The 24,370-nt window shown below is 68.8% G+C and carries 39 protein-coding genes; 2 read left to right on the top strand and 37 right to left on the bottom strand.

Annotated features, from left to right (window positions below; all coding sequences use genetic code 11):
* Positions 1 to 71: 71 nt before the first annotated feature.
* Positions 72 to 608, top strand: a complete 537-nt coding sequence (locus ACLQ3B_RS16785; RefSeq protein WP_425781632.1) for a hypothetical protein — start codon at positions 72 to 74, stop codon at positions 606 to 608.
* A 181-nt stretch (positions 609 to 789) separates the two neighbouring features.
* On the opposite strand, the gene ACLQ3B_RS16780 is transcribed toward ACLQ3B_RS16785, so the two are convergent.
* Genes ACLQ3B_RS16780 through ACLQ3B_RS16765 form a run of 4 tightly spaced genes read right to left on the bottom strand, consistent with a single transcriptional unit; the run spans position 790 to position 4,271 of the window.
* Positions 790 to 1,752, bottom strand: a complete 963-nt coding sequence (locus ACLQ3B_RS16780) for an aldo/keto reductase (RefSeq protein WP_425781630.1) — start codon at positions 1,750 to 1,752, stop codon at positions 790 to 792.
* Positions 1,753 to 1,789: 37 nt separating this feature from the next.
* Entirely contained in the window at positions 1,790 to 1,948 is a 159-nt protein-coding gene (locus ACLQ3B_RS16775) for a nucleotidyltransferase domain-containing protein (RefSeq protein WP_425781628.1), read from the bottom strand.
* Entirely contained in the window at positions 1,945 to 3,624 is a 1,680-nt protein-coding gene (locus ACLQ3B_RS16770) for an ABC-F family ATP-binding cassette domain-containing protein (RefSeq protein WP_425781627.1), read from the bottom strand. Before ACLQ3B_RS16770 ends, ACLQ3B_RS16775 begins: the two co-directional genes overlap by 4 nt.
* Positions 3,625 to 3,665: 41 nt before the next feature.
* A complete protein-coding gene (locus tag ACLQ3B_RS16765) occupies positions 3,666 to 4,271 on the bottom strand; it encodes a class I SAM-dependent methyltransferase (RefSeq protein ID WP_425781625.1) in 606 nt (201 codons plus the stop codon).
* Between the two features lie 130 nt (positions 4,272 to 4,401).
* Here ACLQ3B_RS16765 and ACLQ3B_RS16760 point away from each other — a divergent pair, with 130 nt between their 5' ends.
* Positions 4,402 to 5,457, top strand: coding sequence for a hypothetical protein (locus ACLQ3B_RS16760; protein ID WP_425781623.1), 1,056 nt, complete (start codon positions 4,402 to 4,404; stop codon positions 5,455 to 5,457).
* Positions 5,458 to 5,469: 12 nt separating this feature from the next.
* Here the strand turns inward: ACLQ3B_RS16760 and truA are convergent, their stop codons facing one another.
* The 33 genes from truA to rpsJ form a co-directional block, all read right to left on the bottom strand.
* Positions 5,470 to 6,300, bottom strand: a complete 831-nt coding sequence (gene truA / locus ACLQ3B_RS16755) for a tRNA pseudouridine(38-40) synthase TruA (protein ID WP_425781621.1) — start codon at positions 6,298 to 6,300, stop codon at positions 5,470 to 5,472.
* A gap of 68 nt (positions 6,301 to 6,368) precedes the next feature.
* Positions 6,369 to 6,926, bottom strand: coding sequence for a 50S ribosomal protein L17 (gene rplQ, locus ACLQ3B_RS16750; protein WP_425781619.1), 558 nt, complete (start codon positions 6,924 to 6,926; stop codon positions 6,369 to 6,371).
* A 34-nt stretch (positions 6,927 to 6,960) separates the two neighbouring features.
* Complete coding sequence (locus ACLQ3B_RS16745) at positions 6,961 to 7,983, bottom strand: DNA-directed RNA polymerase subunit alpha (RefSeq protein ID WP_007465227.1); 1,023 nt, start codon at positions 7,981 to 7,983, stop codon at positions 6,961 to 6,963.
* A 98-nt stretch (positions 7,984 to 8,081) separates the two neighbouring features.
* Entirely contained in the window at positions 8,082 to 8,708 is a 627-nt protein-coding gene (gene rpsD, locus ACLQ3B_RS16740; RefSeq protein WP_238679500.1) for a 30S ribosomal protein S4, read from the bottom strand.
* Between the two features lie 13 nt (positions 8,709 to 8,721).
* Positions 8,722 to 9,129, bottom strand: coding sequence for a 30S ribosomal protein S11 (gene rpsK / locus ACLQ3B_RS16735; protein ID WP_030329919.1), 408 nt, complete (start codon positions 9,127 to 9,129; stop codon positions 8,722 to 8,724).
* 87 nt (positions 9,130 to 9,216) lie between these two features.
* On the bottom strand, positions 9,217 to 9,597 hold the full coding sequence (rpsM, locus tag ACLQ3B_RS16730; RefSeq protein ID WP_030329917.1) for a 30S ribosomal protein S13: 381 nt from the start codon (positions 9,595 to 9,597) through the stop codon (positions 9,217 to 9,219).
* Between the two features lie 266 nt (positions 9,598 to 9,863).
* Complete coding sequence (gene rpmJ / locus ACLQ3B_RS16725) at positions 9,864 to 9,977, bottom strand: 50S ribosomal protein L36 (protein ID WP_088952025.1); 114 nt, start codon at positions 9,975 to 9,977, stop codon at positions 9,864 to 9,866.
* Between the two features lie 91 nt (positions 9,978 to 10,068).
* Positions 10,069 to 10,290, bottom strand: coding sequence for a translation initiation factor IF-1 (infA, locus tag ACLQ3B_RS16720; protein WP_007073013.1), 222 nt, complete (start codon positions 10,288 to 10,290; stop codon positions 10,069 to 10,071).
* A gap of 317 nt (positions 10,291 to 10,607) precedes the next feature.
* A complete protein-coding gene (locus ACLQ3B_RS16715; protein ID WP_425781617.1) occupies positions 10,608 to 11,159 on the bottom strand; it encodes a DUF1707 SHOCT-like domain-containing protein in 552 nt (183 codons plus the stop codon).
* Between the two features lie 126 nt (positions 11,160 to 11,285).
* Positions 11,286 to 12,137, bottom strand: a complete 852-nt coding sequence (gene map / locus ACLQ3B_RS16710; RefSeq protein ID WP_425781615.1) for a type I methionyl aminopeptidase — start codon at positions 12,135 to 12,137, stop codon at positions 11,286 to 11,288.
* 87 nt (positions 12,138 to 12,224) lie between these two features.
* Positions 12,225 to 12,878, bottom strand: coding sequence for an adenylate kinase (locus ACLQ3B_RS16705; RefSeq protein WP_088950228.1), 654 nt, complete (start codon positions 12,876 to 12,878; stop codon positions 12,225 to 12,227).
* Positions 12,879 to 14,207 (bottom strand): preprotein translocase subunit SecY, encoded by a 1,329-nt coding sequence (gene secY, locus ACLQ3B_RS16700; RefSeq protein ID WP_357763957.1) that lies wholly within the window; start codon positions 14,205 to 14,207, stop codon positions 12,879 to 12,881.
* Positions 14,208 to 14,440: 233 nt separating this feature from the next.
* Complete coding sequence (gene rplO / locus ACLQ3B_RS16695; protein ID WP_030329906.1) at positions 14,441 to 14,884, bottom strand: 50S ribosomal protein L15; 444 nt, start codon at positions 14,882 to 14,884, stop codon at positions 14,441 to 14,443.
* On the bottom strand, positions 14,884 to 15,066 hold the full coding sequence (rpmD, locus tag ACLQ3B_RS16690; RefSeq protein WP_007465262.1) for a 50S ribosomal protein L30: 183 nt from the start codon (positions 15,064 to 15,066) through the stop codon (positions 14,884 to 14,886). Before rpmD ends, rplO begins: the two co-directional genes overlap by 1 nt.
* Positions 15,066 to 15,680: a 30S ribosomal protein S5 gene (gene rpsE / locus ACLQ3B_RS16685; RefSeq protein ID WP_007465263.1), complete on the bottom strand. Its 615-nt coding sequence runs from the start codon at positions 15,678 to 15,680 to the stop codon at positions 15,066 to 15,068. Before rpsE ends, rpmD begins: the two co-directional genes overlap by 1 nt.
* A 33-nt stretch (positions 15,681 to 15,713) precedes the next feature.
* A complete protein-coding gene (gene rplR / locus ACLQ3B_RS16680) occupies positions 15,714 to 16,103 on the bottom strand; it encodes a 50S ribosomal protein L18 (protein ID WP_091402381.1) in 390 nt (129 codons plus the stop codon).
* Positions 16,100 to 16,642: a 50S ribosomal protein L6 gene (gene rplF / locus ACLQ3B_RS16675; protein WP_091402383.1), complete on the bottom strand. Its 543-nt coding sequence runs from the start codon at positions 16,640 to 16,642 to the stop codon at positions 16,100 to 16,102. The genes rplR and rplF overlap by 4 nt, the downstream gene beginning before the upstream one ends.
* 16 nt (positions 16,643 to 16,658) lie before the next feature.
* Complete coding sequence (rpsH, locus tag ACLQ3B_RS16670) at positions 16,659 to 17,066, bottom strand: 30S ribosomal protein S8 (protein ID WP_007465270.1); 408 nt, start codon at positions 17,064 to 17,066, stop codon at positions 16,659 to 16,661.
* 116 nt (positions 17,067 to 17,182) lie between these two features.
* Positions 17,183 to 17,368: a type Z 30S ribosomal protein S14 gene (locus ACLQ3B_RS16665; protein ID WP_007465272.1), complete on the bottom strand. Its 186-nt coding sequence runs from the start codon at positions 17,366 to 17,368 to the stop codon at positions 17,183 to 17,185.
* 1 nt (position 17,369) lies between these two features.
* Positions 17,370 to 17,936, bottom strand: a complete 567-nt coding sequence (gene rplE / locus ACLQ3B_RS16660) for a 50S ribosomal protein L5 (RefSeq protein ID WP_425781612.1) — start codon at positions 17,934 to 17,936, stop codon at positions 17,370 to 17,372.
* A complete protein-coding gene (rplX, locus tag ACLQ3B_RS16655; protein ID WP_030489591.1) occupies positions 17,936 to 18,256 on the bottom strand; it encodes a 50S ribosomal protein L24 in 321 nt (106 codons plus the stop codon). Before rplX ends, rplE begins: the two co-directional genes overlap by 1 nt.
* Positions 18,253 to 18,621: a 50S ribosomal protein L14 gene (gene rplN / locus ACLQ3B_RS16650; RefSeq protein WP_007465279.1), complete on the bottom strand. Its 369-nt coding sequence runs from the start codon at positions 18,619 to 18,621 to the stop codon at positions 18,253 to 18,255. Before rplN ends, rplX begins: the two co-directional genes overlap by 4 nt.
* 93 nt (positions 18,622 to 18,714) lie before the next feature.
* On the bottom strand, positions 18,715 to 18,993 hold the full coding sequence (gene rpsQ / locus ACLQ3B_RS16645) for a 30S ribosomal protein S17 (protein WP_030489590.1): 279 nt from the start codon (positions 18,991 to 18,993) through the stop codon (positions 18,715 to 18,717).
* Entirely contained in the window at positions 18,990 to 19,226 is a 237-nt protein-coding gene (rpmC, locus tag ACLQ3B_RS16640) for a 50S ribosomal protein L29 (RefSeq protein WP_007465283.1), read from the bottom strand. The genes rpsQ and rpmC overlap by 4 nt, the downstream gene beginning before the upstream one ends.
* Positions 19,226 to 19,651 carry a 50S ribosomal protein L16 gene (rplP, locus tag ACLQ3B_RS16635; RefSeq protein ID WP_053653940.1) on the bottom strand — a complete coding sequence of 142 codons (426 nt, stop codon included), beginning with the start codon at positions 19,649 to 19,651 and terminating at the stop codon, positions 19,226 to 19,228. Before rplP ends, rpmC begins: the two co-directional genes overlap by 1 nt.
* A gap of 3 nt (positions 19,652 to 19,654) precedes the next feature.
* The gene (rpsC, locus tag ACLQ3B_RS16630; RefSeq protein ID WP_196929471.1) at positions 19,655 to 20,527 is read right to left on the bottom strand and encodes a 30S ribosomal protein S3; all 873 of its coding nucleotides are present in this window, start codon (positions 20,525 to 20,527) and stop codon (positions 19,655 to 19,657) included.
* Positions 20,527 to 20,985: a 50S ribosomal protein L22 gene (gene rplV / locus ACLQ3B_RS16625; protein ID WP_007465297.1), complete on the bottom strand. Its 459-nt coding sequence runs from the start codon at positions 20,983 to 20,985 to the stop codon at positions 20,527 to 20,529. Before rplV ends, rpsC begins: the two co-directional genes overlap by 1 nt.
* Before the next feature lie 41 nt (positions 20,986 to 21,026).
* The gene (gene rpsS / locus ACLQ3B_RS16620; protein ID WP_007465299.1) at positions 21,027 to 21,308 is read right to left on the bottom strand and encodes a 30S ribosomal protein S19; all 282 of its coding nucleotides are present in this window, start codon (positions 21,306 to 21,308) and stop codon (positions 21,027 to 21,029) included.
* A gap of 12 nt (positions 21,309 to 21,320) precedes the next feature.
* Positions 21,321 to 22,160 (bottom strand): 50S ribosomal protein L2, encoded by an 840-nt coding sequence (gene rplB / locus ACLQ3B_RS16615; protein WP_088950237.1) that lies wholly within the window; start codon positions 22,158 to 22,160, stop codon positions 21,321 to 21,323.
* 12 nt (positions 22,161 to 22,172) lie between these two features.
* Positions 22,173 to 22,475 carry a 50S ribosomal protein L23 gene (rplW, locus tag ACLQ3B_RS16610; protein ID WP_007465304.1) on the bottom strand — a complete coding sequence of 101 codons (303 nt, stop codon included), beginning with the start codon at positions 22,473 to 22,475 and terminating at the stop codon, positions 22,173 to 22,175.
* Positions 22,472 to 23,122 (bottom strand): 50S ribosomal protein L4, encoded by a 651-nt coding sequence (gene rplD, locus ACLQ3B_RS16605; protein ID WP_007465305.1) that lies wholly within the window; start codon positions 23,120 to 23,122, stop codon positions 22,472 to 22,474. The genes rplW and rplD overlap by 4 nt, the downstream gene beginning before the upstream one ends.
* Positions 23,119 to 23,784: a 50S ribosomal protein L3 gene (gene rplC / locus ACLQ3B_RS16600; RefSeq protein WP_425781610.1), complete on the bottom strand. Its 666-nt coding sequence runs from the start codon at positions 23,782 to 23,784 to the stop codon at positions 23,119 to 23,121. The genes rplD and rplC overlap by 4 nt, the downstream gene beginning before the upstream one ends.
* Positions 23,785 to 23,795: 11 nt before the next feature.
* Positions 23,796 to 24,104 (bottom strand): 30S ribosomal protein S10, encoded by a 309-nt coding sequence (rpsJ, locus tag ACLQ3B_RS16595; RefSeq protein ID WP_007073037.1) that lies wholly within the window; start codon positions 24,102 to 24,104, stop codon positions 23,796 to 23,798.
* Positions 24,105 to 24,370: the final 266 nt, after the last annotated feature.

Here is a 24,370-nt window from a genome sequence, read left to right as displayed (position 1 = left end):
TCCGACGAGGCCCCTCCCCGGCGCTGCGGCGTCGGGGAGGGGCCTCCCTCATCGGTAGTGAGGAGATGTCCGTGACGCGTATCCGCACGGTGTTGGCCGCCGTGTTCGTCGGACTGGCCCTGACCCTGTTCGCCGCCGCCCCGGCGGCGGCCCAAGCAGCTCAGGCCGCCCAGGCCGACAAGCTCAAACTCACGGTGGCTGGCGACGGGGCTCAGGGCGTCACCATCCAGGCCAGCTACGCCGATGGTCGCCGGCTGGAGCAGGTGGTGCGGCTGGTCCTCACCGCCACCGGCCCGGACGGGCAGCGGGTCGGGCCGGTGCAGTTGGAACCGCAGCCCGAGGGGAACGGTTTCTACAGCAGCGGCCCGGTGCTCTCCACCGGCACCTGGAAGGTGACTGTGAACTCCCCGGCTCCGCTGAAGAGCAAGGCCACCGCCACGGTGCAGGCGAAGGCGGCACAGTCACCGCCGGCGCCCAAGCCGGTCGCGGTGACCGAGCCGGCGGACGGCGGCGGAGCGGACTGGTGGCCGTTCGCGGCGGCCGGTCTCGTGCTCGTCGCCGCCGCCATGGGCGTGGCCATGCTCTTCGGCCGCCGCCGCACCGACTGACCAAACAGCATCCAACGAACGGGCCGGGCCGCGACGAGCGGCCCGGCCCGCTCTCGTCGGATCGGCTGGTGATCGACTCGGCATCCTTGAGGTCGGGGCTTCCCGGACCGCAGGTCACCCCGACTTCAAGGAACGCGAGTGGATCATGCCTGGCGCACGCCCAGCGCACGCCTCGCCCCGCTCAGAGGACGGCGCGCAGCGCCGCCAGGTCGTCGTCGCTGGGCTCCCAGGTGCCGGCGGCGGCGTTGGCACGCACCTGCTCGGCCGTGGTGGCGCCGGCGATCACCGAGGTCACCGCCGGCTGGGCGGCCAGCCCGCCGATCGCCACCTGGAGCATCGTCAGACCCCGCTCGGCCGCGTACGCCTCGATCGCCTCGATGGTGTCCCAGTCGGCCGCGGCGAGCCGCTCCGCGTACCGGCCACCACCGGAGAGCCGGCTGCCGGCCGGCGGCTGCCCCTCGCGCTTGTACTTGCCGGTGAGCAGACCGTTGGCGAGCGGGAAGAACGGCAGCATGCCGAGGCCGAACCGCTCACACGCCGGGATCACCTCGGCCTCCACCGAGCGCTCCACCAGGCTGTAGTGGTTCTGCGCGCTGATGAAGCGGGACCGACCGTTGGACGAGGCGACCCAGTCCGCGTCGGCGATCTGCCAGCCGGCGAAGTTGGAGTTGCCCAGGTAGCGGACCTTCCCGTCCCGAACCAGGTCGTCCAGGGCGGCGAGGGTCTCGTCGATCGGGGTGCCCGGGTCGGGCTCGTGCATCTGGTACAGGTCGATGTGGTCGGTGCCGAGCCGGCGCAGCGACGCCTCCACCGCGCGGGCGATGTAACGCCGCGCGCCACGCGCGCCGTAGTCCGGCCCGTTGAGGCCGTTCATGTCCATGCCGAACTTGGTGGCCACCACCACGTCGTCCCGGCGTCCCTTGAGCGCCTGCCCGAGCAGCTCCTCGGAGCTGCCCTGCGGCTCACCGTAGATGTCGGCGGTGTCGAAGAGGGTGATCCCGGCGTCCAGGGCGGCGTCCACCACGGCCCGGGTGCCGTCGAGGTCGAGCTTGCGGCCGAAGTTGTTGCAGCCGATGCCGACCACGGACACCACGAGCCCGGAGTCGCCCAGCCGGCGATAGGTCATCTCAGTCACGAGATCCACCCTATGCCCGCCGACCGCGGGCCATCTCGGCGGCGGCTCAGCCGACCACTTCGGTGACCAGCTCACCCTGGTAGTACAGGCCCAGGTCCCAGTCGGAGTCGGGGCGGTGCTCGCCGCGTGCCCGGCTGCCACCGAGCGCCACGGCGACCACTCCGTCGACTGCGCACAGCCGGTCGGGCAGGTGGGTGGGGATCACCCGACGTCCCAGACCGGTTCCGGGGTCTCCACCACCTCGCTGTCGCCTCGGAACAGCACGAACCTGTCGAAGGAGCGGGTGAACCAACGGTCGTGGGTGACCGCGATGACCGTCCCCGCGAAGGCGTTCAGGCCCGCTTCGAGAGCTTCCGCGCTGGCCAGGTCGAGGTTGTCGGTGGGCTCGTCGAGCAGCAGCAGGGTCGCCCCGGACAACTCCAGCAGCAGCACCAGGAACCGGGCCTGCTGTCCGCCGGAGAGCGTGCCGAAGCGTTGGTCGCCCTGCGCGGCCAGCTCGTAGCGACTGAGCACTCCCATCGCCGCGTGCCGGTCCATCCCGGTGCGGTGCTCGTCACCCCGCCAGAGGATCTCGACGAGCGTCTTGGACATCAGCTCCGGCCGGTCGTGGGTCTGGGAGAAGTGCCCGGGGCGGACCCGGGCGCCGAGGCGTGCGGTGCCGTCGTGCGCCACCGGGGCGAGCGCCGCCGCCCCGTCGACCGGCCCGTTCGCCGGGTCCGGGTCGGTGCCGCCGCGGGCCAGCAGCCGCAGGAAGTGCGACTTGCCGGTGCCGTTGGCACCGAGCACCGCCAGCCGATCGCCGTACCAGATCTCCAGGTCGAAGGGGAAGGTCAGGCCGTCGAGCTCCAGCTGCTCGCAGACGACCGCGCGCTTGCCGGTCCGCCCGCCGCTGAGGCGCATCCGGATGTCCTGGTCCTTCGGCGGTACGGGCGGCGGCCCGGCCTCCTCGAACTTGCGCAACCGGGTCTGCGCGGCCTGGTAGCGCGAGGCCAATCCGTCGTTGTACGCGGCCTTCTGCTTGTACATCAGCATCAGCTCGCGCAGCTTCTGGTGCTCCTCGTCCCAGCGCCGACGCAGCTCGTCGAGGCGGGCGTGGCGAGCCACCCGAGCCTCGTGCCAGCTGGCGAAGCCGCCCGGGTGCACCCAGGCGCTGCCACCCTCGACGGCAACCACCCGGTCGGCGCTCTGAGCCAGCAGCTCACGGTCGTGCGAGACGTAGAGCACCGACTTCGTCGACTCGCGCAGTCGCGCCTCCAGCCATCGTTTGCCGGGCACGTCGAGGAAGTTGTCCGGTTCGTCGAGCAGCAGCACCTCGTCCGGGCCGCGCAGCAGCAACTCCAGGGCGAAGCGCTTCTGCTGCCCCCCGGAGAGGGTGCGCACCGGCCGGTCCCGGACGGCGTCCCAGGGCTGGCCGAGCACGATTGTCGCGACGGTGTCGAAGAGCACCTCGACGTCGTACCCGCCGGCCTCGCCCCAGGCGCCGAGCGCATCGGCGTACGCCAGCTGGGCCTTGCCCGCGGCGTTGCTGAACTTGCCGTGGGCCTCGGCCGTCCGCATGGCCGCCTCGGTCTCGCCGAGCCGGCGGCCGGCGTCGCGCAGCGCCGGCGGGGCCAGCGACAACGCCAGGTCGGCGAGTGTCGACTCATCACCGATCATGCCGATGAACTGGCGCATCACGCCCAGCCCGCCGGCCCGGGCGACGACGCCGCTGCGCACCGGCAGGTCGCCGGCGACCATCCTCAGCAGCGTCGTCTTTCCCGCGCCGTTCGGCCCGACCAGGGCGACCTTGCTGCCCTCACCGACCCGGAACGACACGTCGGCGAAGAGTTCCCGACCGTCGGGCAGGATGTGCCCGACCGCTGCCACGTCCACGTATCCCACGCCGGGATCCTGCCCCAGTGAGGGTCGGGGAGCATATCCAATTACCGGGTGACGCGCAGCACCCGGAAGCCCTTTTGGCTGGCGTACCGCTCGACCTGCCAGCTCTGCTCGGTGAGCCAGCGTTGCAGCGAGTCGCCGCCGAGGTGTCGGGCGACGACCAACCAGCCGACGCCGTCCGGGGCGAGTCGGGGCAGCCAGCGCAGCAGCAGGTCGTGCAGCCCGTCTTTGCCGATCCGGATGGGTGGGTTCGACCAGAGCTGGGCGAAGCGGACGTCGTCCGGAACGTCGTCCGGTGCGCTGACCCGGACCCGGTCGGCGGCACCGATCCGGGCCGCGTTGGCGGCGGTCAGCTCGCGGGCCCGGGCGTTGACGTCGACGGCCCAGATGGTGCTCGTGGGCGCGAGGTCGGCCAGCACGCAGCTGATCGGTCCGAATCCGCAGCCGAGGTCGAGCAGGTCGCCGCTGGTGTCGGCGGCGGGCAGCTCGGCCTTGCGCAGGAGCACGGCGGTGCCCGGGTCGAGCCGGCTGGCGGAGAAGACCCCGCCGGCCGAGGTGAGCCGGTAGTCGCGGTCGGCGACGGAGAACTCGACCTCGCGCGCCGGGGCGTCGCTGGTGGGCTGAGCGGTGAAGTAGTGGTCGCCGGTCACGCGGCAATTCTCGCATCGGCCCGGGGACGGTCGTCGGCGCGATCCTCTTCTCCACGGACCCGGCGCGGCGCACGCCCACATTTACCCAATATTACCCCCTAAAGGGACAATGCCTCCTACTCTGGGCGACATGGTGTATCGGTACCAGTCCGATGAGGACGCTTTCGAGGAGTACCCGGAGCCCGGGTCCGATCTGTCGGCGCTCGGCGCCGGTCCGCCCCCGCCGGCCGGGCCGTCACCGTCGCGCTTCCCCGCGCCCTCGCTGCCCCGGCCGAACCAACTCTCGCTGCCATCGTCGCAGCCGGTGCCGACTCGTGCCGACATCCCACCCGCGCCGCCCCGCAGCCAGATCTACACCTCGGCGACACCGATGGAGCCGCCCGCCCGACGCGGCGGCGGCCGACTGTGGCAGGTACTGATCGGCGGCGCAGCCGTTCTGGTGCTGCTCGCCCTGTGCGGCCTCGGTGCCGCCGCGCTGCTCATCGACCGCGACGACCAGCCACAGAACAACCCGACGTACCAGCCGAACGCCGCCCCCACATCGGCCGCGCCGGAACGGCTGACCCTCGACTCCCGGGACACCGACCAGGCTCCGCTCACCGCCAAGGAACTCTTCCCCGGCAAGGAGCTGAAGCTCACCGACGGTCAGCCGAGTTATCAGGTACTCAAGACCCAGTCCAGCGGCAGTTGCGCAGTCGCCGCCACCGACGAGGTCGCCGACCTGCTGGTCCGGCTCGGCTGCAACCAGGTCGTCCGGGCCACGCTGAGCACGCCCGACGACAGCCACCTGGTCACCGCCGGCCTGTTCAACCTCACCGACAAGGTCAGCGCGGAACGAACCCGAGACCGGCTCCGGCAACTGCTCGACGAGCGGCAGGGCCGATTCCGTGGCCTCACCGCCGACGACGTCGACGGCACCGACGTCCTGGCCAGCGCGCCGGCACGTGTCGGCTGGCAGGTCCGCGGCCACTACCTGGCGTACGCCCTGGTGGTTCGCAAGGACGGAGCGGCGGTCAAGGCGGGTGACGCCAAGGTCCGCGAGATCCTGTTCGACATGATCGAGCTGCACCTCAGCCGGGGCGTGCTACAGAGCCGGGCCGACGGTGGCACCGCCGCACAACCCACGGCGGCCCCGACCGGCAGCACCGCGAGCCAGGGCAGCGACGGCGGCCTGCCGGGCGACTGACCCCGCAGGCGGTCAGCCCTCGATCGGGACCCGCAACCGGCGGGTGAGGGTGGCGCGGTGGGCGTACTCGGCCGGATCGGTCGGGTAGCCGACGGCGACCAGGGTCAGCCCGCGCGCGGGGGCCACGGTCACCTCGCTGGACCGCTCCCGCTGGGTGAGCAGAGTGCCCGGCCACTCGACCGGGCGGCGGCCGTCCCCGGCCACCAGCATGGCCCCCACCAGGCTGCGCACCATCGCCTGGCAGAACGCGTCGGCCTGCACGGTGGCGACCAGGATGCCGTCCGGGTCGCGACGCCAGTCCAGCCGGGTCACCTCGCGCAGCGTGGTGGCGTGCTCCTTGCGCCGGCAGTACGCGGCGAAGTCGTGCTCCCCCACCAGCCCGGTCGCGGCGGCGTTCAGCGCGGCCAGGTCCAACGGCTTCGGCCAGGCCAGCACCTCGTGCCGGCGCAGCGGCTCGGCGCCGAAGGGCGCATCGGTGACCCGGTACTCGTAGCGCCGGAAGGTGGCCGAGAACCGGGCGTCGAAGTCGGCCGGCACCTCGGTCATCGCCCGTACGCGCACGTCGGTGGGGAGCAGCCGGGCCAGGCGACGCAGCAGCCGCCCCTCGTGCTCGCGCCACACGTCCACCGGCAGGTCCAGGTGGCACACCTGCCCCGTGGCGTGCACCCCCGCGTCGGTCCGTCCGGCCACCGTCAGACCGGTGGCCGTACCGACGCCGAGGACCAGGTCCAGGGTTTCGACGAGCACCCCCGCGACGGTGCGCCGGGTCGGCTGGGCTGCCCAGCCGGAGAAGTCGGTGCCGTCGTACGAGACGTCCAGCCGCAGCCGGATCCGCTCGTCCACCCTCGTACCTCCTGTTACGGGTCGGGCCCGACACCCCGATGGGGTGCCGGGCCCGACAATGCCCTTGATCAGGCCTTGTTCTCGGTGGCCTCGTCGCTGTCCTCGCGGGCGGCGTCGGTGTCACCGGACGCCGACACCGGCGCCTCGGAGTCCTGGTCGGCCGGAGCCGACTGCGGGGCCTCGTCGGCCGGGGCGAGCGCCTCGACCTTGTCCTGCTGCGCGGCCTTGCGGGCGGCGGTCTTCTTGTTCGCCTTCGGCTCGGCGACCTGAAGCTCCTCCACCAGCTCGATGATGGCCATCGGCGCGTTGTCACCCTTGCGCGGACCGGTCTTCACGATCCGGGTGTAACCGCCGGGGCGGTTGGAGTACCGGGGCGCGATCTGGTCGAACAGGGCGTAGACCACGTCCTTGTCCTTGACGACACCCAGCACCCGACGCCGCGAGGCGAGGTCACCGCGCTTGGCCTTGGTGATGAGCTGCTCGGCCAGCGGGCGCAGCCGCCGGGCCTTCGTCTCGGTGGTCTGGATCTTGCCGTGCTGGAACAGCGCGGTCGCCAGGTTGGCGAGCATCAGCCGCTCGTGCGAGGGGCTGCCGCCGAGGCGGGGGCCCTTGGTGGGCGTGGGCATTTTTGGTGCTCCTCAGTTGTGGCGGCAGCGCGGACTAGAGCTGCTCGGTCTCGCGGTAGTCGTCGGTGTCGTAGTCGGCCTCGCCGAAGGTGTCCACGACGTGCGCCGGGTCGAAGTTCGGAGCCGAGTCCTTCAGCCCGAGACCCATCCCGGCGAGCTTCATCTTGACCTCGTCGATCGACTTCTGACCGAAGTTGCGAATGTCGAGGAGGTCGGCCTCGGTACGCCCGATGAGCTCACCAACGGAGTTGATGCCCTCGCGCTTGAGGCAGTTGTAGGAGCGGACGGTGAGGTCCAGCTCCTCGATCGGCAGGGCAAGGTCCGCCGCCAGCTGGGCGTCCTGCGGGGACGGCCCGATGTCGATGCCCTCGGCGGTCTCGTCCAGCTCCCGGGCCAGACCGAACAGCTCCACGAGCGTCGAACCGGCGGAGGCCAGCGCGGTACGCGGACCCATCGACGGCTTGGTCTCGACGTCGATGATCAGCCGGTCGAAGTCGGTGCGCTGCTCGACACGGGTCGCCTCGACGCGGTAGGTCACCTTCAGCACCGGCGAGTAGATCGAGTCGACCGGGATCCGGCCGATCTCGGCGCCGGACTGCTTGTTCTGCGCCGCCGTCACGTAGCCCCGGCCCCGCTCGACGGTCAGCTCCATGTCGAGCCGACCCTTGCCGTTCAGGGTGGCGAGCTTGAGATCCGGGTTGTGCACCGAGACACCGGCCGGCGGCTGGATGTCGCCTGCGGTCACGTCGCCCGGACCCTGCTTGCGCAGGTACATGCTGACCGGCTCGTCGTGCTCGGAGCTGACGCACAGCTCCTTGATGTTCATGACGAGCTCGACCACGTCCTCCTTGACACCGGGGATCGTGGTGAACTCGTGCAGCACACCGTCGATCTTGATCGAGGTGACGGCCGCGCCCGGGATCGACGACAGCAGCGTGCGCCGCAGCGAGTTACCCAGGGTGTAGCCGAAGCCCGGCTCCAGCGGCTCGATGGCGAACCGGGACCGGGTCTCGTTGATCGACTCCTCGGAGAGGGAGGGTCGCTGGCTGATGAGCATCTTTTCTCTTCTCTTCCGGGGCGCCCGCTATTTGACGCCCACGACACAAACTGTTCCGGTGGCCCGCCCCGAGGGGCGGGCCACCGAACGAGCTCGGACTACTTGGAGTAGAGCTCGACGATCAACTGCTCCTGGACCTGCGTGTCGATGACCTGCCGGGCCGGGAGGGAGTGCACGAGCACCTTCATCTGGCTCGGGATGGCCTCAAGCCACGCCGGAACCGTCCGCGAGCCGGCCTGAGCCTGCGCGACGATGAACGGGGTGAGCTCCTTGCTCTTGCCCCGAACCTCGATGATGTCGTGCTCCTTGACGCGGTACGACGGGATGTCGACCTTCTTGCCGTTCACCGTGAAGTGACCGTGCTTGACCAGCTGGCGGGCCATGTCCCGCGAGTGGGCGTAGCCGGCCCGGTAAACGACGTTGTCCAGCCGCGACTCGAGGATCTGCAGGAGGACCTCACCGGTCTTGGCCTGCTTGCCAACGGCTTCCTCGTAGTAACCGCGGAACTGCTTCTCCAGCACGCCGTAAACCCGGCGGGCCTTCTGCTTCTCACGGAGCTGGAGCAGGTACTCCGTCTCCTTGGTGCGGCCGCGGCCGTGCTGCCCGGGCGGGAACGGCCGGGACTCGAACGGGCACTTCGGACCATCGCACTTGCTGCCCTTGAGGAACAGCTTCATCTTCTCCCGCCGGCAACGGCGGCAGTCTGCACCGGTGTAACGAGCCATCTCTCTCTACCTCTCAGACCCGGCGACGCTTCGGCGGACGGCACCCGTTGTGCGGCTGCGGGGTGACGTCGGCGATCTGCCCGACCTCGAGGCCCACGGCCTGCAGCGAACGGATGGCGGTCTCCCGGCCGGAGCCGGGACCCTTGACGAACACGTCGACCTTGCGCATGCCGTGCTCCATGGCGCGACGCGCGGCAGCCTCGGCGGCCAGCTGCGCGGCGAACGGAGTCGACTTGCGGGAGCCCTTGAAGCCGACCTGGCCGGCGGAGGCCCAGGAGATGACCGCACCGGTCGGGTCCGTGATGGACACGATGGTGTTGTTGAACGTGCTCTTGATATGCGCCTGCCCGTGGGCGACGTTCTTGCGTTCCTTGCGCCGGACCTTCTTTACAGCGGCTCCGGCACGAGCCTTCGGTGGCATAAGTCTGTGCGCTCCTAGTTGACTTTCCGGATCGGGTTGCGGCCCGCCCTACCTCGGCGACGGCCGACCCCGTCATCCGGTCAAGAACTACTTCTTGCCGGGCTTCTTCTTGCCGGCGACGGTCCGCTTCGGGCCCTTGCGGGTCCGTGCGTTGGTCTTGGTCCGCTGGCCACGCACGGGCAGACCCCGGCGGTGCCGGATGCCGGCGTAGCAGCCGATCTCAACCTTGCGGCGGATGTCAGCGGCGACCTCGCGGCGCAGGTCGCCTTCAACCTTGTAGTTGCCCTCGATGTGGTCGCGGAGCTGCACGAGCTCCTCGTCCGTGAGGTCCCGAGCGCGCTTGTCCGGCGAGATGCCGGTGGCGGCGAGTGTCTCCAGGGCGCGGGTGCGACCGACCCCGAAGATGTAGGTGAGCGCGATCTCCAACCGCTTTTCGCGGGGGAGATCCACGCCGACTAGACGTGCCATGTGCGGGCGTACTCCTCGTGATGTGTGGCGGAGGTGTGGACCCGTCCCACCCCGCTACCGGCCGTCCCGTCTTTCCGACGCGGTGAGCGCCGGCGACCGGGATCGGTCGCTGCCCGAGCGGGCCCCGGCCTCCGACCGGGGGTCAGCCACGCTGAGGTACGTCTGGCGTACCGCTCGCGGCTGGGACGAGCATGTGTGATGTGTGTGTCGCTGCGGATCTACCGGGACCAACGCCACCCGGCCGTGTTCCGGCCGGAGGGGCTGAGTCAGCCCTGGCGCTGCTTGTGGCGCGGGTCGCTGCAGATGACCATGACCCGGCCGTGCCGGCGGATAACCCGGCACTTCTGGCAGATCCTCTTGACGCTCGGCTTGACCTTCACGGTTGCCTTACTTCCCATCTGGCCCGGGGACGCGTTCTACGCGACACCGGACGTCGAAGACGGACACGGGACTTCCCGGCCGTCGTCAGGACTACTTGTAGCGGTAGACGATGCGCCCGCGGGTCAGGTCGTACGGCGAAAGTTCGACGACGACCCGGTCCTCCGGAAGGATGCGGATGTAGTGCTGCCGCATCTTGCCGCTGATGTGAGCCAACACCTTGTGGCCGTTCGCGAGCTCCACCCGGAACATGGCGTTCGGCAGGGGCTCGATGACCCGACCCTCGATCTCAATGGCTCCGTCTTTTTTCGGCATGTCCTCCGCTGTCCTGACGTCGATTGCTCCGGGCGGCCCACAACGTCTTACACGGAAATCTGATCAGAATCAGAAGCCCGCGCCAGCCGCGGCTCCAGCTCCCACCGAAGCGCAGGGTGGGCATGCCGGAGTGGACGCTGTGCGCCGATCTGAAAGTGTACGCCCGCCTGCAGCCCGCCGCCAAACCGACCACCCACCGACCCGCGCGGCGCCCCAAACAACCCCACCCCAAGCACCGTTGATCATGAAGTTGTTGTCACGACACGCCGTCGCCGGTGGCGATAACTTCATGATCAACGGGGCGGGCGGGGGTGGAGTCAGAGGGTTGGTGGAGGGTTGTCCGGTTCGGCGGCGCGCTTTGCCCGCTTGCGCTCTCGGCGGCGTTGGCGCTTTTCGGCCTGGCGCTGGGGCTCTTTCGCGGCCAGCCCCGTGAACGTGCGGACCACCAGCACCGCACCCCATGGCCCCGCCACCCAGCCCGGCCAGAAGTAGAGCAGTTCCTGGCTGAGCACCGACGTCACCGCCCACATGGTCACCACGATGGCGATCACCCGCAGGTACGGGAGCCACACCTCGGCCAACCAGCGGGCGGTGACGCCCCCGGTGAGGGCCGGGCCGGGCTGGTCACCCAGCAGGCCCACGGTCGGCACGGCGGCCGGCGCCAGGCCCGACCGCTGCGCTGGCGTCACCGGCGGCAGGTCGGTGAGCAGGACCTCCAGGTCGGCGTACGTGCGTGCCGCGTAGGCCCGCTGCAACCGCTCGTCGTACTCGTGCAGATCCAACCGGCCCTCGTCCAGGGCCACCCGCAACCGGTCGGCCACCGCCGCGCGGTCCGAGTCCGCGGCTCGCATCCCGTCGCGCCCGTCCATGACGGCAAGCATGCCACCGTCGCGCCAGTCCCGTCCGACCCCCAACGTCGGTCGATCATGAAGTTGTTGCCCGCCGCACCGGCGTGTCAGGGCAATAACTTCATGATCATCGGACGGGGTGCGAAGCTAGGGGGTTTTTGTGGCTGCTGGTTGGCGTGCGGTTACCAGATCGCCCAGGCGGGTTCGGCCGCCGTCGAACGCGGTGAGCACCCAGACGCCGTCCGGCAGCAGAGCCATCGAGTGCTCCACGTGCGCGGCCACCGAGCCGTCCCGGGTGACGACCGTCCACCCGTCGGCCAGCTCGGCCGTACGCGGGGACGCCATGGTGATCATCGGCTCGATGGCCAACGCCATGCCGGGAACCAGTCGCGGCCCCTTGCCCGGCCGACCATGGTTGAGCACGTGCGGGTCCTGGTGCATCTCGGTGCCGATGCCGTGCCCGCCGTAGCCGTCGACGATGCCGTACCGGCCGCCCTTGCGAACGGCGGTCTCCACGGCGTGCGAAATGTCGGTGAGGCGGCCCTTGCCGCTGGCCGCGCCCCGGGCGGCGGCGGCGATGCCGGCCCACATCGCGTCCTCGGCGACCTCGGCCATCTTCAGCAGCGCCGGGTCGACGTCGCCGACCCCGACCGTGATCGCGGAGTCGCCGTGCCACCCGTCCAGCACCGCGCCGCAGTCGATGGAGATCAGGTCACCGGCCCGGAGCACCTGCTTCGGCGACGGGATGGCGTGCACGACCTGCTCGTTGACCGAGGAGCAGATCGACGCCGGAAAACCGTGATAACCCTTGAACGACGGAACGCCACCCGCCTCGCGGATGGTCGCCTCGGCGATGGCGTCCAGATCGGCGGTGCTCACGCCGGGGGCAACAGCCTCCCGCATTCGGCGGAGCGCCTCGGCCACCACCAGCCCGGCGGCCCGCATCTTCTCGATCTGGTCAGGGGTCTTCAGCTGGATGTCCAGCTGGGGACGACGCATGGAGCGGTTACCTTTCGTTGCCGAACAGCGGGGCACATAACGCGTACCCCGCTGTTCGCACTCTATCCGCCGTGGCCCGGCCGGACCTCAGCCGCCGTACGACCGCAACGCGTCGATGGCCCGGGTGGTGACGTCCTCCACCGGCCCGGTGGCGTCGATCCCGACCAGCTTGCCCTGAGCGCCGTAGTAGTCGACCAGGGGTGCGGTCTTCTCGCTGTACTCACGAAGCCGCGTGGCGATCGTCTCCGGCTTGTCGTCGTCGCGCTGGAACAGCTCGGCGCCGCACCTGTCACAGATGCCCGGCCGGGTGGTGGCGTCGAACTCGACGTGCCAGATCTTGCCGCAGCCCCGGCAGGTACGCCGACCGGAGAGCCGCCGGATCACCTCGTCGTCGTCGACGACCAGCTCCAGGACCAGATCCAGGGCGGTGCCCAGATCGGCGAGGAGCTTGTCCAGAGCGGCCGCCTGCGGAGTCGTCCGCGGGAAGCCGTCGAGCAGGAAACCCTCGCTGGCGTCGGGCTCGGCCAGCCGGTCCCGGACCATGTTGATGGTGACCTCGTCCGGGACCAGCTCGCCTGCGTCCATGTACCGCTTCGCCTCGACACCGAGCGGCGTGCCCTGGGTGACGTTCGACCGGAAGATGTCTCCGGTCGAAATCTTCGGCACCGAGAGGTGCGCGGCGATGAACTCGGCCTGTGTGCCCTTGCCCGCCCCCGGCGGGCCAACCAGAACGAGTCTCATCTACCGCAGGAACCCTTCGTAGTTCCGCTGCATGAGTTGGCTCTCGATCTGCTTCACGGTCTCCAGACCGACGCCGACCATGATGAGCACAGCGGTGCCGCCGAACGGGAAGTTCTGGTACTGCTGGTTGTCCAGCCAGATGAAGAAGAAGTTCGGCAGGATCGAGATGACGCCGAGGTAGATCGCGCCCGGCAGGGTGATCCGGCTGAGGATGAAGTCGAGGTAGTCGGCCGTCGGCTTGCCCGGGCGGATACCCGGCACGAACCCGCCGTACTTCTTCATGTTGTCCGCGACCTCGGTCGGGTTGAACGTGATCGAGACGTAGAAGTACGTGAAGAAGATGATCAGCAGGAAGTAGACCGAGATGTAGATCGGGCTGCTCGGGTTGACCAGGTTGTTCTGGATCCACGACTGGGTCTTGCCCGGGTCGGTCTGGTCGAAGAACTGCAGCGCCAACTGCGGCAGGTAGAGCAGCGACGACCCGAAGATGACCGGGATCACACCCGCCTGGTTGACCTTGAGCGGGATGTAGGTCGAGGTGCCGCCGTACATCCGCCGGCCGATCATCCGCTTGGCGTACTGCACCGGGATCCGGCGCTGCGCCTGCTCGATGAAGGTGACCGCGGTGATGACCACCAGGACCAGCGCGATGACCAGGGCGAACATGTCCCAGCCCTTGCTGGTCTTGATCTGCCAGCCCTCGCTGGGCAGCCGCGCCGCGATCGAGGTGAAGATAAGGACGGACATGCCGTTGCCGACGCCGCGGTCGGTGATCAGCTCACCGAGCCACATGACCATGCCGGTGCCGGCGGTCATCGTCATCACCAGGATGGCCAGGGTCAGCCAGTCCGGGATGCCGGTGCCGGTGGGGATGATCGGGAACTGGTCGCACTTGTTCTGGAACAGCTGCCCCGAGCGGGCCAGGGCCACGAAGGCCGAGGCCTGCAGCACGCCGAGACCCAGGGTCAGGTAGCGCGTGTACTGGGTGATCTTCGCCTGACCGGCCTGGCCCTCCTTGCGGAGCTGCTCCAGGCGGGGGATCACGACGGTCAGCAGCTGCAAGATGATCGACGCGGTGATGTAGGGCATGATGCCCAGCGCGAAGACCGAGAGCTGTAGCAGCGCTCCGCCGGAGAAGAGGTTGAGCAGGTTCACCACCCCGGTGGTGTCACCCTGGATGGTGTCGAGGCACTTCTGCACGTTGCCGTACGAGACGCCCGGGCTGGGGAGCGTTGCACCCAGCCGGTAGACCGCGATGATGCCTACTGTGAACAGCAGCTTCTTGCGCAGGTCAGGCGTACGGAACGCACTGAGAAAGGCGGACAGCAACTTCTTCCTCCTGCGCGAGGCGGGCCGCCGGTGATCCCTGGCGGGTCGGGGTGGATCACGGGCGAGTGCCCGCAATCCATGGCTGGGATGGGACTCTAACAGCCTCACCCCGGTCCGGGCAGATGCGCCCGACTACATAAATCGATTCCGATGTTACCGGGCGCTCGAGGCCCCAGGCACACCATGGCGCCCGCCAGTTGCTCTCAACTGGACGGGCGCCATGGTCGTACGCCTTACAGCTCGGTGACGGAGCCGCCGGCGGCAGCGATCTTCTCCTTGGCCGACGCACTGAACGCATGCGCAGACACCTGGAGCGCCACACCGCCGAGGTCCCCGGTGCCGAGGACCTTGACCGGGTGACCCTTGCGGACCGCGCCGGACTCGACGAGCTCCAGCGGGCCGACCTGACCACCATTCGGGAACAGCTCAGCGAGTCGGTCCAGGTTGACCACCTGGAAGACCACCTTGAACTTGTTCTTGAAGCCCTTCATCTTCGGCAGGCGCATGTGGATGGGCATCTGCCCACCCTCGAACGCCGCCGAGATGTTCTTGCGAGCCTTGGAACCCTTGGTACCGCGACCAGCGGTCTTGCCCTTGGAACCCTCACCGCGACCCACACGGGTCTTCGCGGTCTTGGAACCGGGCGCCGGGCGCAGGTGATGCACCTTGATCGTCATTACTCGACCTCCTCGACCTTCACGAGGTGGCTCACAGTGAAGATCATGCCGCGGATCTCGGGCCGGTCCTCCTTGACCACCACGTCGTTGATCCGCTTGAGACCGAGCGAACGCAGCGACTCACGCTGGTTGTGCTTGGTCCCGATACCGGACCGGAGCTGGGTGACCTTCAGGCGTGCCATCAGCGCGCCACCCCCGCACGCGACGCCAGCATGGCAGCCGGCGCGACGTCCTCCACCGGCAGACCACGACGCGCCGCGACCTGCTCGGGGGACTCAAGCCCCTTCAGGGCCGCCACGGTGGCGTGCACGATGTTGATCGGGTTCGACGAGCCGAGGCTCTTGGAGAGCACGTCGTGGATCCCGGCGCACTCCAGCACGGCACGCACCGGTCCACCGGCGATGACACCCGTACCGGCCGAGGCCGGCTTGAGCAGCACCACACCAGCGGCGTCCTCACCCGTCACCGGGTGCGGGATCGACTGACCGATCCGCGGAACCTTGAAGAAGTGCTTCTTGGCCTCCTCGACACCCTTGGCGATGGCCGCAGGCACCTCCTTGGCCTTTCCGTAGCCCACGCCGACCGTGCCGTCGCCGTCGCCCACGATCACCAGGGCGGTGAAGCTGAAGCGACGACCACCCTTCACGACCTTGGCGACGCGGTTGATCGCGACGACCCGCTCAAGGTGCGGGGTCTTCTCGACGGGCGCGTTTCCGCGGCCGCCCTCACGGCGGTTGTCGCGGCGACCACCCTCGTTGCCACCGGACCCGCCGCCACGGCGCTGTTGACCTGGCATCAGCAGCCTTCCTTCTCTCTCGTGACGGGGTTGTTAGAACTCGAGCCCGGCTTCGCGGGCGGCGTCGGCAAGCGCGGCGACTCGCCCCGCGTACCGGTTACCACCGCGGTCGAAGACGACCTTGGAGACGCCGGCGGCCTTGGCCCGCTCGGCGAGCAGCGCGCCCACCTTGCCAGCCAGGGCGCTCTTGTCGCCCTCCGCACCGCGCAGCGAGGCGTCCAGGGTCGACGCCGACGCCAGGGTGTGACCCTTGGTGTCGTCGACGACCTGGGCGACCATGTGCCGCAGCGAGCGGGTGACGACCAGGCGCGGACGCTCGGCCGTACCGCTGACGTTCTTGCGGACGCGGAAGTGTCGACGCGCACGCCCAACGGCGCGCTTGGCGGCGACACCGCGGCGGCGCTTGAGCAGCGTGGCGCTCACTTCTTACCTGCCTTTCCAGCCTTGCGGCGGATGACCTCGCCCTGGTACTTGACGCCCTTGCCCTTGTAGGGCTCCGGCGGGCGGATCTTCCGGATGTTGGCGGCGACCTCACCGACCTGCTGCTTGTCGATGCCAGCCACGTGGAACAGGGTCGGCCGCTCCACCGTGAAGGTGATGCCCGCCGGGGCGGGGACGACCACCGGGTGCGAGAACCCGAGCGCGAACTCGAGGTCCGAACCCTTGGCGGTGACCCGGTAACCGGTGCCGGCGATCTCCAGGCTCTTGCGGTAGCCCTCGGTGACCCCGACGATCATGTTGGCAACCAGCGTACGGCTCAGGCCGTGGAGTTCCTTGGCCTTGCGCTCGTCGTTCGGCCGGTTGACGCTCAGCTGCCCATCCTCGGCCCGCTCGACCGTGATCGGCTCGGCGAGGGTGTGCTGGAGCTGGCCCTTGGGGCCCTTGACCTTGACGGTCTGCCCGTCGATCGTGATGTCGACGCCGGCTGGCACCGGGATCGACTTACGTCCAATTCGCGACATTTCTACCTGTCTCCCGTTACCAGACGAAGGCGAGGACTTCCCCGCCAACACTCCGCTTGCGGGCCTGCCGGTCGGTCAGCAGCCCCTGGGACGTCGAAATGATCGCCACGCCCAGCCCACCGAGCACCCGCGGGAGCCCGTCCGACTTGGCGTACACCCGGAGACCGGGCTTGGACACGCGCTTGATGCCGGCCAGGCTCCGCTCGCGGTTCTGGCCGTACTTCAGCTCGACGACCAGTCGCTTGCCGACGGCACCCTCCTCGGGCTCCTCGACCGACCAGGTGGCGATGTAACCCTCGGCCTTCAAGACCTCGGCGATGTTCGCCTTGATCTTGGAGTAGGGCATCTTCACCTGATCGTGGTACGCCTGGTTGGCGTTACGCAGACGCGTGAGCATGTCTGCGATCGGGTCGGTCATCGTCATGGATTTCGTCAGCCTTTCTCGCCGGGGTTCCCGGGGCATCAGCCCCGGGCCTACGGCGAAGAGCAATACCTAATCGGTGCAGGAGTTCCCGGCCGACGGCCGGGACGCGGTCGCCCTTACCAGGAAGCCTTGGACACGCCCGGCAGCTCACCACGGTGAGCCATCTCCCGGATGCAGACCCGGCAGAGCCCGAACTTGCGGTAGACCGCCTTCGGACGCCCGCACCGCTGGCAGCGGGTGTACGCGCGAACCGAGAACTTCGGCTTCGCGGCCGCCTTGATGATCAGCGCCTTCTTGGCCATCTCAGTTCTCCTTGAACGGGAAGCCCAGGAGCTTGAGCAGCGCCCGTCCCTCGTCGTCGGTCGTGGCGGTCGTGACCACCGTGATGTCCATGCCCCGCTGGCGATCGATCCGGTCCTGGTCGATCTCGTGGAACACCGACTGCTCGGTCAGACCGAACGTGTAGTTGCCGTGCCCGTCCAGCTTGCGCCCGTCCAGGCCGCGGAAGTCGCGGATACGCGGCAGCGCGATGGAGAGCAGCCGGTCCATGAACTCCCACATCCGGTCGCCGCGAAGGGTGACCTTCGCGCCGATCGGCATGCCCTCGCGGAGCTTGAACTGCGCGATGGACTTGGTCGCCCGCCGCACCTGCGGCTTCTGACCGGTGATCGTGGCGAGGTCGCGGACCGCACCGTCGATCAGCTTGGCGTCGCGAGCAGCCTCACCGACACCCATGTTGACGACGATCTTGACCAGCCGCGGCACCTGCATGGGGTTGCCGTAGCTGTTCTGCTCACGCAGCTGGGCCGCGATCTCGTTGCGGTACCGCTCCTTGAGGCGCGGCATGGTCTTTTCGGTAGCCGTGGTCATCACAGGTCCTTACCGGTGCTACGCGCGATGCGGACCTTCTGGCCGTTGTCGTCGAACCGGTAACCGACGCGGGTCGGCTTGCCGTCGGAGTCCAGGACCTGCACGTTCGAGACGTGGATCGGGGCCTCCTGAGTGACGATGCCGCCGGTCTTGGCGCCACGCTGGGTGGTGCTGATTCGGGTGTGCTTCTTGACCCGGTTCACGCCCTCGACCAGGACCTTGTCCTGCCGCGGGTAGGCCGCAATGACCTTGCCCTTGGCGCCCTTGTCCTTGCCGGCGATGATGACGACCGTGTCGCCCTTCTTGACCTTCACGGTCACAACACCTCCGGCGCGAGGGAAATAATCTTCATGAACCGCTTGTCCCGCAGCTCCCGGCCCACCGGGCCGAAGATGCGGGTACCACGCGGGTCCCCGCCGTCCTTGATGATGACGGCGGCGTTCTCGTCGAAGCGGATGTACGAGCCGTCCGGACGCCGCCTCTCCTTGGCCGTGCGAACGACGACAGCCTTGACGACATCGCCCTTCTTCACACCGGCACCCGGGATCGCGTCCTTGACCGTGGCCACGATGACGTCGCCGATGCTCGCGTAGCGCCGACCCGAGCCACCGAGAACCCGGATGCAAAGGATCTCCCGAGCACCCGTGTTGTCGGCGACGCGCAGTCGCGACTCCTGCTGAATCACGTCTATCTCCTATGTCTGCCGGTTCTCCGGCCGCCGGAGCGGCCGGAGCCTGGCGGAACCTACGCCCGACGCAACGCCGGGCTCGAGCCTTCGCTACTTGGCCTTTTCCAGGATCTCCACGATCCGCCAACGCTTGGTGGCGCTCAGCGGCCGGGTCTCCATGATGAGAACCCGGTCACCGGTGCCAGCGGCGTTCTGCTCGTCGTGCACCTTCAGCTTGGCCGTACGGCGCATGATCTTGCCGTACAGCGCGTGCCGAACCCGGTCCTCGACCTCGACAACGACGGTCTTGTCCATCTTGTCGCTGATCACCAGGCCCTCGCGGACCTTGCGGCGCGACCGCGCGGCGGCGGTGGCGGTCTCTTCGGTCATGATGCAGTCACCTCAGTCGGCGCGGCCGAGAGCCCCAGCTCGCGCTCACGCATGATCGTGTAGATCCGGGCGATCTCCCGGCGGATGACCTGCAGCCGCCGGTTGTTGTCCAGCTGCCCGGTTGCGGCCTGCACGCGGAGGTTGAACAGCTCCGCCTTGGCCTCCCGCAGCTTCGTGACCAGCTCCTCTTCGGAGAGCTCACGCAGCTCGGTCGCCTTAACGCCCGCTGCCATCAGGATTCACCCACTTCGCGCGTAACAATGCGGCACTTCATCGGGAGCTTGTGGATCGCGCGACGCATGGCCTCTCGCGCGGTCTGCTCGTTGGGGAAGGACATCTCGAAGAGAACCCGCCCCGGCTTGACGTTGGCGACCCACCACTCGGGCGAACCCTTACCGGAACCCATCCGGGTCTCGGCAGGCTTCTTGGTGAGGGCCTGGTCCGGGAAGATCGTGATCCAGACCTTGCCACCACGCTTGATGTGGCGAGTCATCGCGATACGTGCCGACTCGATCTGCCGGTTCGTCACGTACGCCGGCTCGAGAGCCTGGATCCCGAACTCGCCGAACACCACCCGGTTACCACCCTTGGACGCGCCACTGCGGTCCGGGTGGTGCGGCTTGCGGAAGCCCTTCGGAGGCTTGCGCGGCATCAGCATCTGTCAGCCCTCCTGCTGCGTTTCTGCCGGAGCAGCAGTGGCGGCGACAGCTGCGCTGTCGACCGGCTCGCCGCTCGGCGTCTCGGCCTGCTGCGCGATGGTGGTCGCAGCAGCCCGACCGGCCTCGGTGCCACCAGCCGTGGTGCCGGACGAACCCGACCGGCCACGACGCGGACGCTCGGGACGGTCGCCACGCTCACCACGACGCGGGCGGGACGGACCGGCCTCGGCCGGAGCCTCCCGGCCGCCCATGACGGCGTCGCCCTTGTAGATCCAGACCTTCACACCGATCCGGCCGAACGTGGTACGGGCCTCGAAGAAGCCGTACTCGATGTTGGCCCGCAGCGTGTGCAGCGGAACCCGGCCCTCACGGTAGAACTCGGTCCGGCTCATCTCGGCGCCGCCGAGGCGACCCGAGACCTGAACCCGGATGCCCTTGCAGACCGGGTTCTTCATCGCCGACTGCATGGCCTTACGCATCGCCCGACGGAAGCTGACCCGGCTGGACAGCTGCTCGGCCACGCCCTGCGCGACAAGCTGGGCGTCCGACTCGGGGTTCTTCACCTCGATGATGTTCAGCTGAACCTGCTTGCCGGTGAGCTTCTCGAGCTCTCCGCGGATCCGGTCGGCCTCCGCACCCTTACGGCCGATGACGATGCCCGGCCGGGCGGTGTGGATGTCGACGCGGACCCGGTCGCGGGTGCGCTCGATGTCGACCTTGGAAATCCCGGCACGCTCGAGGCCCTTGGACATCATGCGGCGGATCTTGACATCCTCGCCGATGTAGTCCTTGTAGAGCTTGTCCGCGAACCAGCGGGACTTCCAGTCGGTCGAGATGCCGAGCCGGAACCCAGTGGGGTGAACCTTCTGACCCATTACTCGGCGTCCTCCGTCTTGCTCTGCGCTTCGGCCGGTGCGGCCTCCGTGGCCGGGGCGGCCTTCTTCGCCGCGGCCTTCCTCGGCGCTGCCGGCGCGACCGCTTCGACCGCCACAGTGATGTGGCAGGTGCGCTTGCGGATTCGGTACGCCCGACCCTGCGCCCGCGGCTGGAACCGCTTCATCGTCGGGCCCTCGTCCACGAAGGCCTCGCTGACGAGCAGCGCGTCGGGGTCCAGCCGCTCGTTGTTCTCCGCGTTGGCGATCGCGCTAGCGAGCACCTTGTACACCTGCTCGCTCGCAGCCTGCGGCGCGAACTGCAGCACCGTGAGCGCCTCCTTCGCGGGCAGGCCGCGGACGAGGTTGACCACCCGGCGCGCCTTCATCGGCGAGATGCGCACGTGCCGCGCAACCGCCCGCGCGCCCGGAAGCACCGGAGCGTCGCCCTTTCCTGGCATCGCTGTAACCCCTTGTTCCCTCTATCCGTATGCCCGCGGCGTCAGCGCCGACGGCTCTTCCGGTCGTCCTTCTCGTGACCCTTGAACGTGCGGGTCAGCGCGAACTCGCCGAGCTTGTGCCCGACCATCGCCTCGGTCACGAACACCGGGACGTGCTTGCGTCCGTCATGCACGGCGATCGTGTGCCCCAGCATCTCGGGGATGATCGTCGAGCGCCGCGACCAGGTCTTGATCACGTTCTTGGAACCCTTGTCGTTCTGAACTTCCACCTTCTTGAGCAGGTGGTCGTCGACGAACGGGCCCTTCTTCAGGCTGCGAGGCATGTCTTATCTCCCTCAGCCGCGCTTACGCGTGGCGTAGCGGCGGCGGACGATCAGCCGGTCACTCGGCTGGCCCTTACGGCGGGTGCGGCCCTCGGGCTTACCCTGCGGGTTGACCGGGTGGCGACCACCGGAGGTCTTACCCTCACCACCACCGTGCGGGTGGTCGACCGGGTTCATGGCGACACCACGGACGGTCGGGCGCTTGCCCTTCCACCGCATCCGGCCGGCCTTACCCCAGTTGATGTTCGACTGGTCGGCGTTGCCGATCTCGCCGACGCTGGCGCGGCAGCGCACGTCGACACGCCGGATCTCACCGGACGGCATACGAAGGGTCGCGTACGCGCCCTCACGGCCGAGCAGCTGGATGCCGACGCCTGCGGAACGGGCCAGCTTGGCCCCGCCACCCGGACGCAGCTCCACGTTGTGGATCGTGGTACCGACCGGGATGTTGCGCAGCGGCAGGTTGTTACCCGGCTTGATGTCGGCGCCCGGACCGGACTCGACGCGGTCGCCCTGCTTCATGTCCTTCGGCGCGATGATGTACCGCTTCTCGCCGTCGGCGTAGTGCAGCAGCGCGATGCGCGCCGTGCGGTTCGGGTCGTACTCGATGTGAGCGACCTTCGCCGGCACGCCGTCCTTGTCGACCCGCTTGAAGTCGATCAGACGGTACTGACGCTTGTGACCGCCGCCGTGGTGTCGCGTCGTGATCCGGCCGTGGGCGTTACGCCCGCCCTTCTTCGGCAACGGAGCCAGCAGCGACTTCTCCGGCGTGGACCGGGTGATCTCGGCGAAGTCAGCGACGCTGGAGCCACGTCGGCCCGGCGTCGTCGGCTTGTACTTACGGATAGCCATTGTCTACACCCCTCAGCTGACCGGGCCGCCGAAGGCCTCGATACGGTCACCGTCAGCCAGCTTCACGATCGCCCGCTTGGTCGCCTTGCGCTGACCGAAGCCGGTCTTGGTGCGCTTGCGCTTACCCTGGCGGTTGAGCGTGTTGACCGTCAGGACGCGGACGTTGAAGATCTGCTGGATAGCGATCTTGATCTCGGTCTTGTTCGCGTCCGGGTGCACCAGGAAGGTGTACCAGTTCCGGTTCAGCTCGCTGTAGCTCTTCTCCGAGACGACCGGCGCCACGATGATGTCGCGCGGGTCGGCGATGGTGCTCACTTGCCACCCTCCTCGGTGGTCTCGGCGGGCACGCCCAGGAACTCGTCGAGGGCGTCCTTGGTGAAGACCACGTCGTCGGCCACCAGCACGTCGTACGTGTTCAGCTGGCCGGACTCGATCAGGTGCACGCGCGGCTCGTTGCGCAGCGACACCCAGTTCAGCTCGTCGGTGCTGCTCAGCACGACCAGGACCCGACGGGCCTCGGTGAGCTTGGTCAGCGTGGCCAGGGCCGCCTTGGTCGACGGCTTCTCGCCCGAGACGAACGCCTCGACGACGTGCACCTGCCCGGCGCGTGCCCGGTCGGAGAGGGCACCGCGCAGCGCGGCGGCCTTCATCTTCTTCGGGGTCCGCTGGCTGTAGTCGCGCGGCACGGGACCGTGCACGACGCCACCGCCGGCGAACTGCGGCGCGCGGATCGAGCCCTGCCGGGCGCGACCGGTGCCCTTCTGCTTGTACGGCTTCTTGCCGCCACCGGCGACCTCGCCGCGGGTCTTGGCCTTGTGCGTGCCCTGTCGGGCCGCCGCGAGCTGGGCCACCACGACCTGGTGCATCAGCGCGACGTTGGCCTGCACGTCGAAGATGTCCGCCGGCAGCTCGACCGAGCTGCTGGTGGTGCCTTCGACGGTGCGCACGTCAACGGTGGTCACTTGGCCGCACCGCCCTTCTTCACCTTGCTCTTGGCCGCGGTCCGGACCAGAACCAGCGCGCCCTTGGGGCCAGGAATGGCACCCCGGACGAGCAGCAGGTTGTTCTCGGTGTCGACCGCCTGGACGGTGAGGTTCTGCACGGTGTACCGGACGCCACCCATGCGGCCGGCCATCCGGGTGCCCTTGAAGACACGACCCGGAGTGGCGCAGGCGCCGATGGAGCCGGGCGAACGGTGCTTACGCTCGACACCGTGACCGGCGCCCAGGCCGTGGAAGCCGTGCCGCTTCATCGGGCCGGCGTAACCCTTGCCCTTGGTCTTGCCGGTGACGTCGATGGTGACGCCGACCGGGAACTCCTCGACCGTGACTTCCTGGCCGAGCGAGTATTCCCCAGCGTCAGTGGTGCGCAGCTCGACGATGTGCCGGCGCGGCGCCACGTCCGCCTTGGCGTAGTGCCCGCTGACCGGCTTCTTGACCTTGCGCGGGTCGATGGTGCCGTACGCCAGCTGGACCGCTGAGTAACCGTCCTTCTCGGCGCTACGAACCTGGCTGATGACGCACGGGCCGGCCTCGACCACGGTCACGGGAACAACACGGTTGTTGTCCCAGACCTGGGTCATGCCGAGCTTGGCGCCCAGGATCCCCTTGACTTGCCTGTCCATTTGTCCGGTCCCTACAGCTTGATCTCGATGTCGACGCCAGCCGGCAGGTCGAGGCGCATGAGCGAGTCGACCGTCTTCGGGGTCGGGTCGATGATGTCGATCAGCCGCTTGTGCGTGCGCATCTCGAAGTGCTCGCGCGAGTCCTTGTACTTGTGCGGCGAGCGGATAACGCAGAAACGGTTGATCTCCGTGGGCAGCGGCACCGGGCCCGCGACCTGCGCCCCGGTGCGCGTCACCGTCTCGACGATCTTCCGAGCCGAGGAGTCGACGACCTCGTGGTCATAGGCCTTGAGCCGGATGCGGATCTTCTGTCCCGCCATGGTGGCTTCTGTTCCTTCTCTCGATGCCGCTGTGTTGCGGGCGCCTGTACCGGCTGGCACAGGCCCACTTCGCCGACCCCCGCGGTCGGGCGTGTCGCGCCCTCGGGGCGAGCTCCGCCCCGTGGTTCCGGAGTGGTGCTGACCGCGCGGTGGGTCAAGGCGCCGATCGCATTACCGCGACCTGAACGCCGTGCGAGGGTGGTTGGCGACTGGGCCGCCAACCACCCTACGCTCGACTGCCTCGCCACCCGGAGGTTCAGCGCATG

The organism is Micromonospora sp. DT53, from assembly GCF_049841535.1.
Classification (GTDB): Bacteria; Actinomycetota; Actinomycetes; order Mycobacteriales; family Micromonosporaceae; genus Micromonospora.
This window is presented reverse-complemented; position numbering and strand designations above follow the sequence as displayed.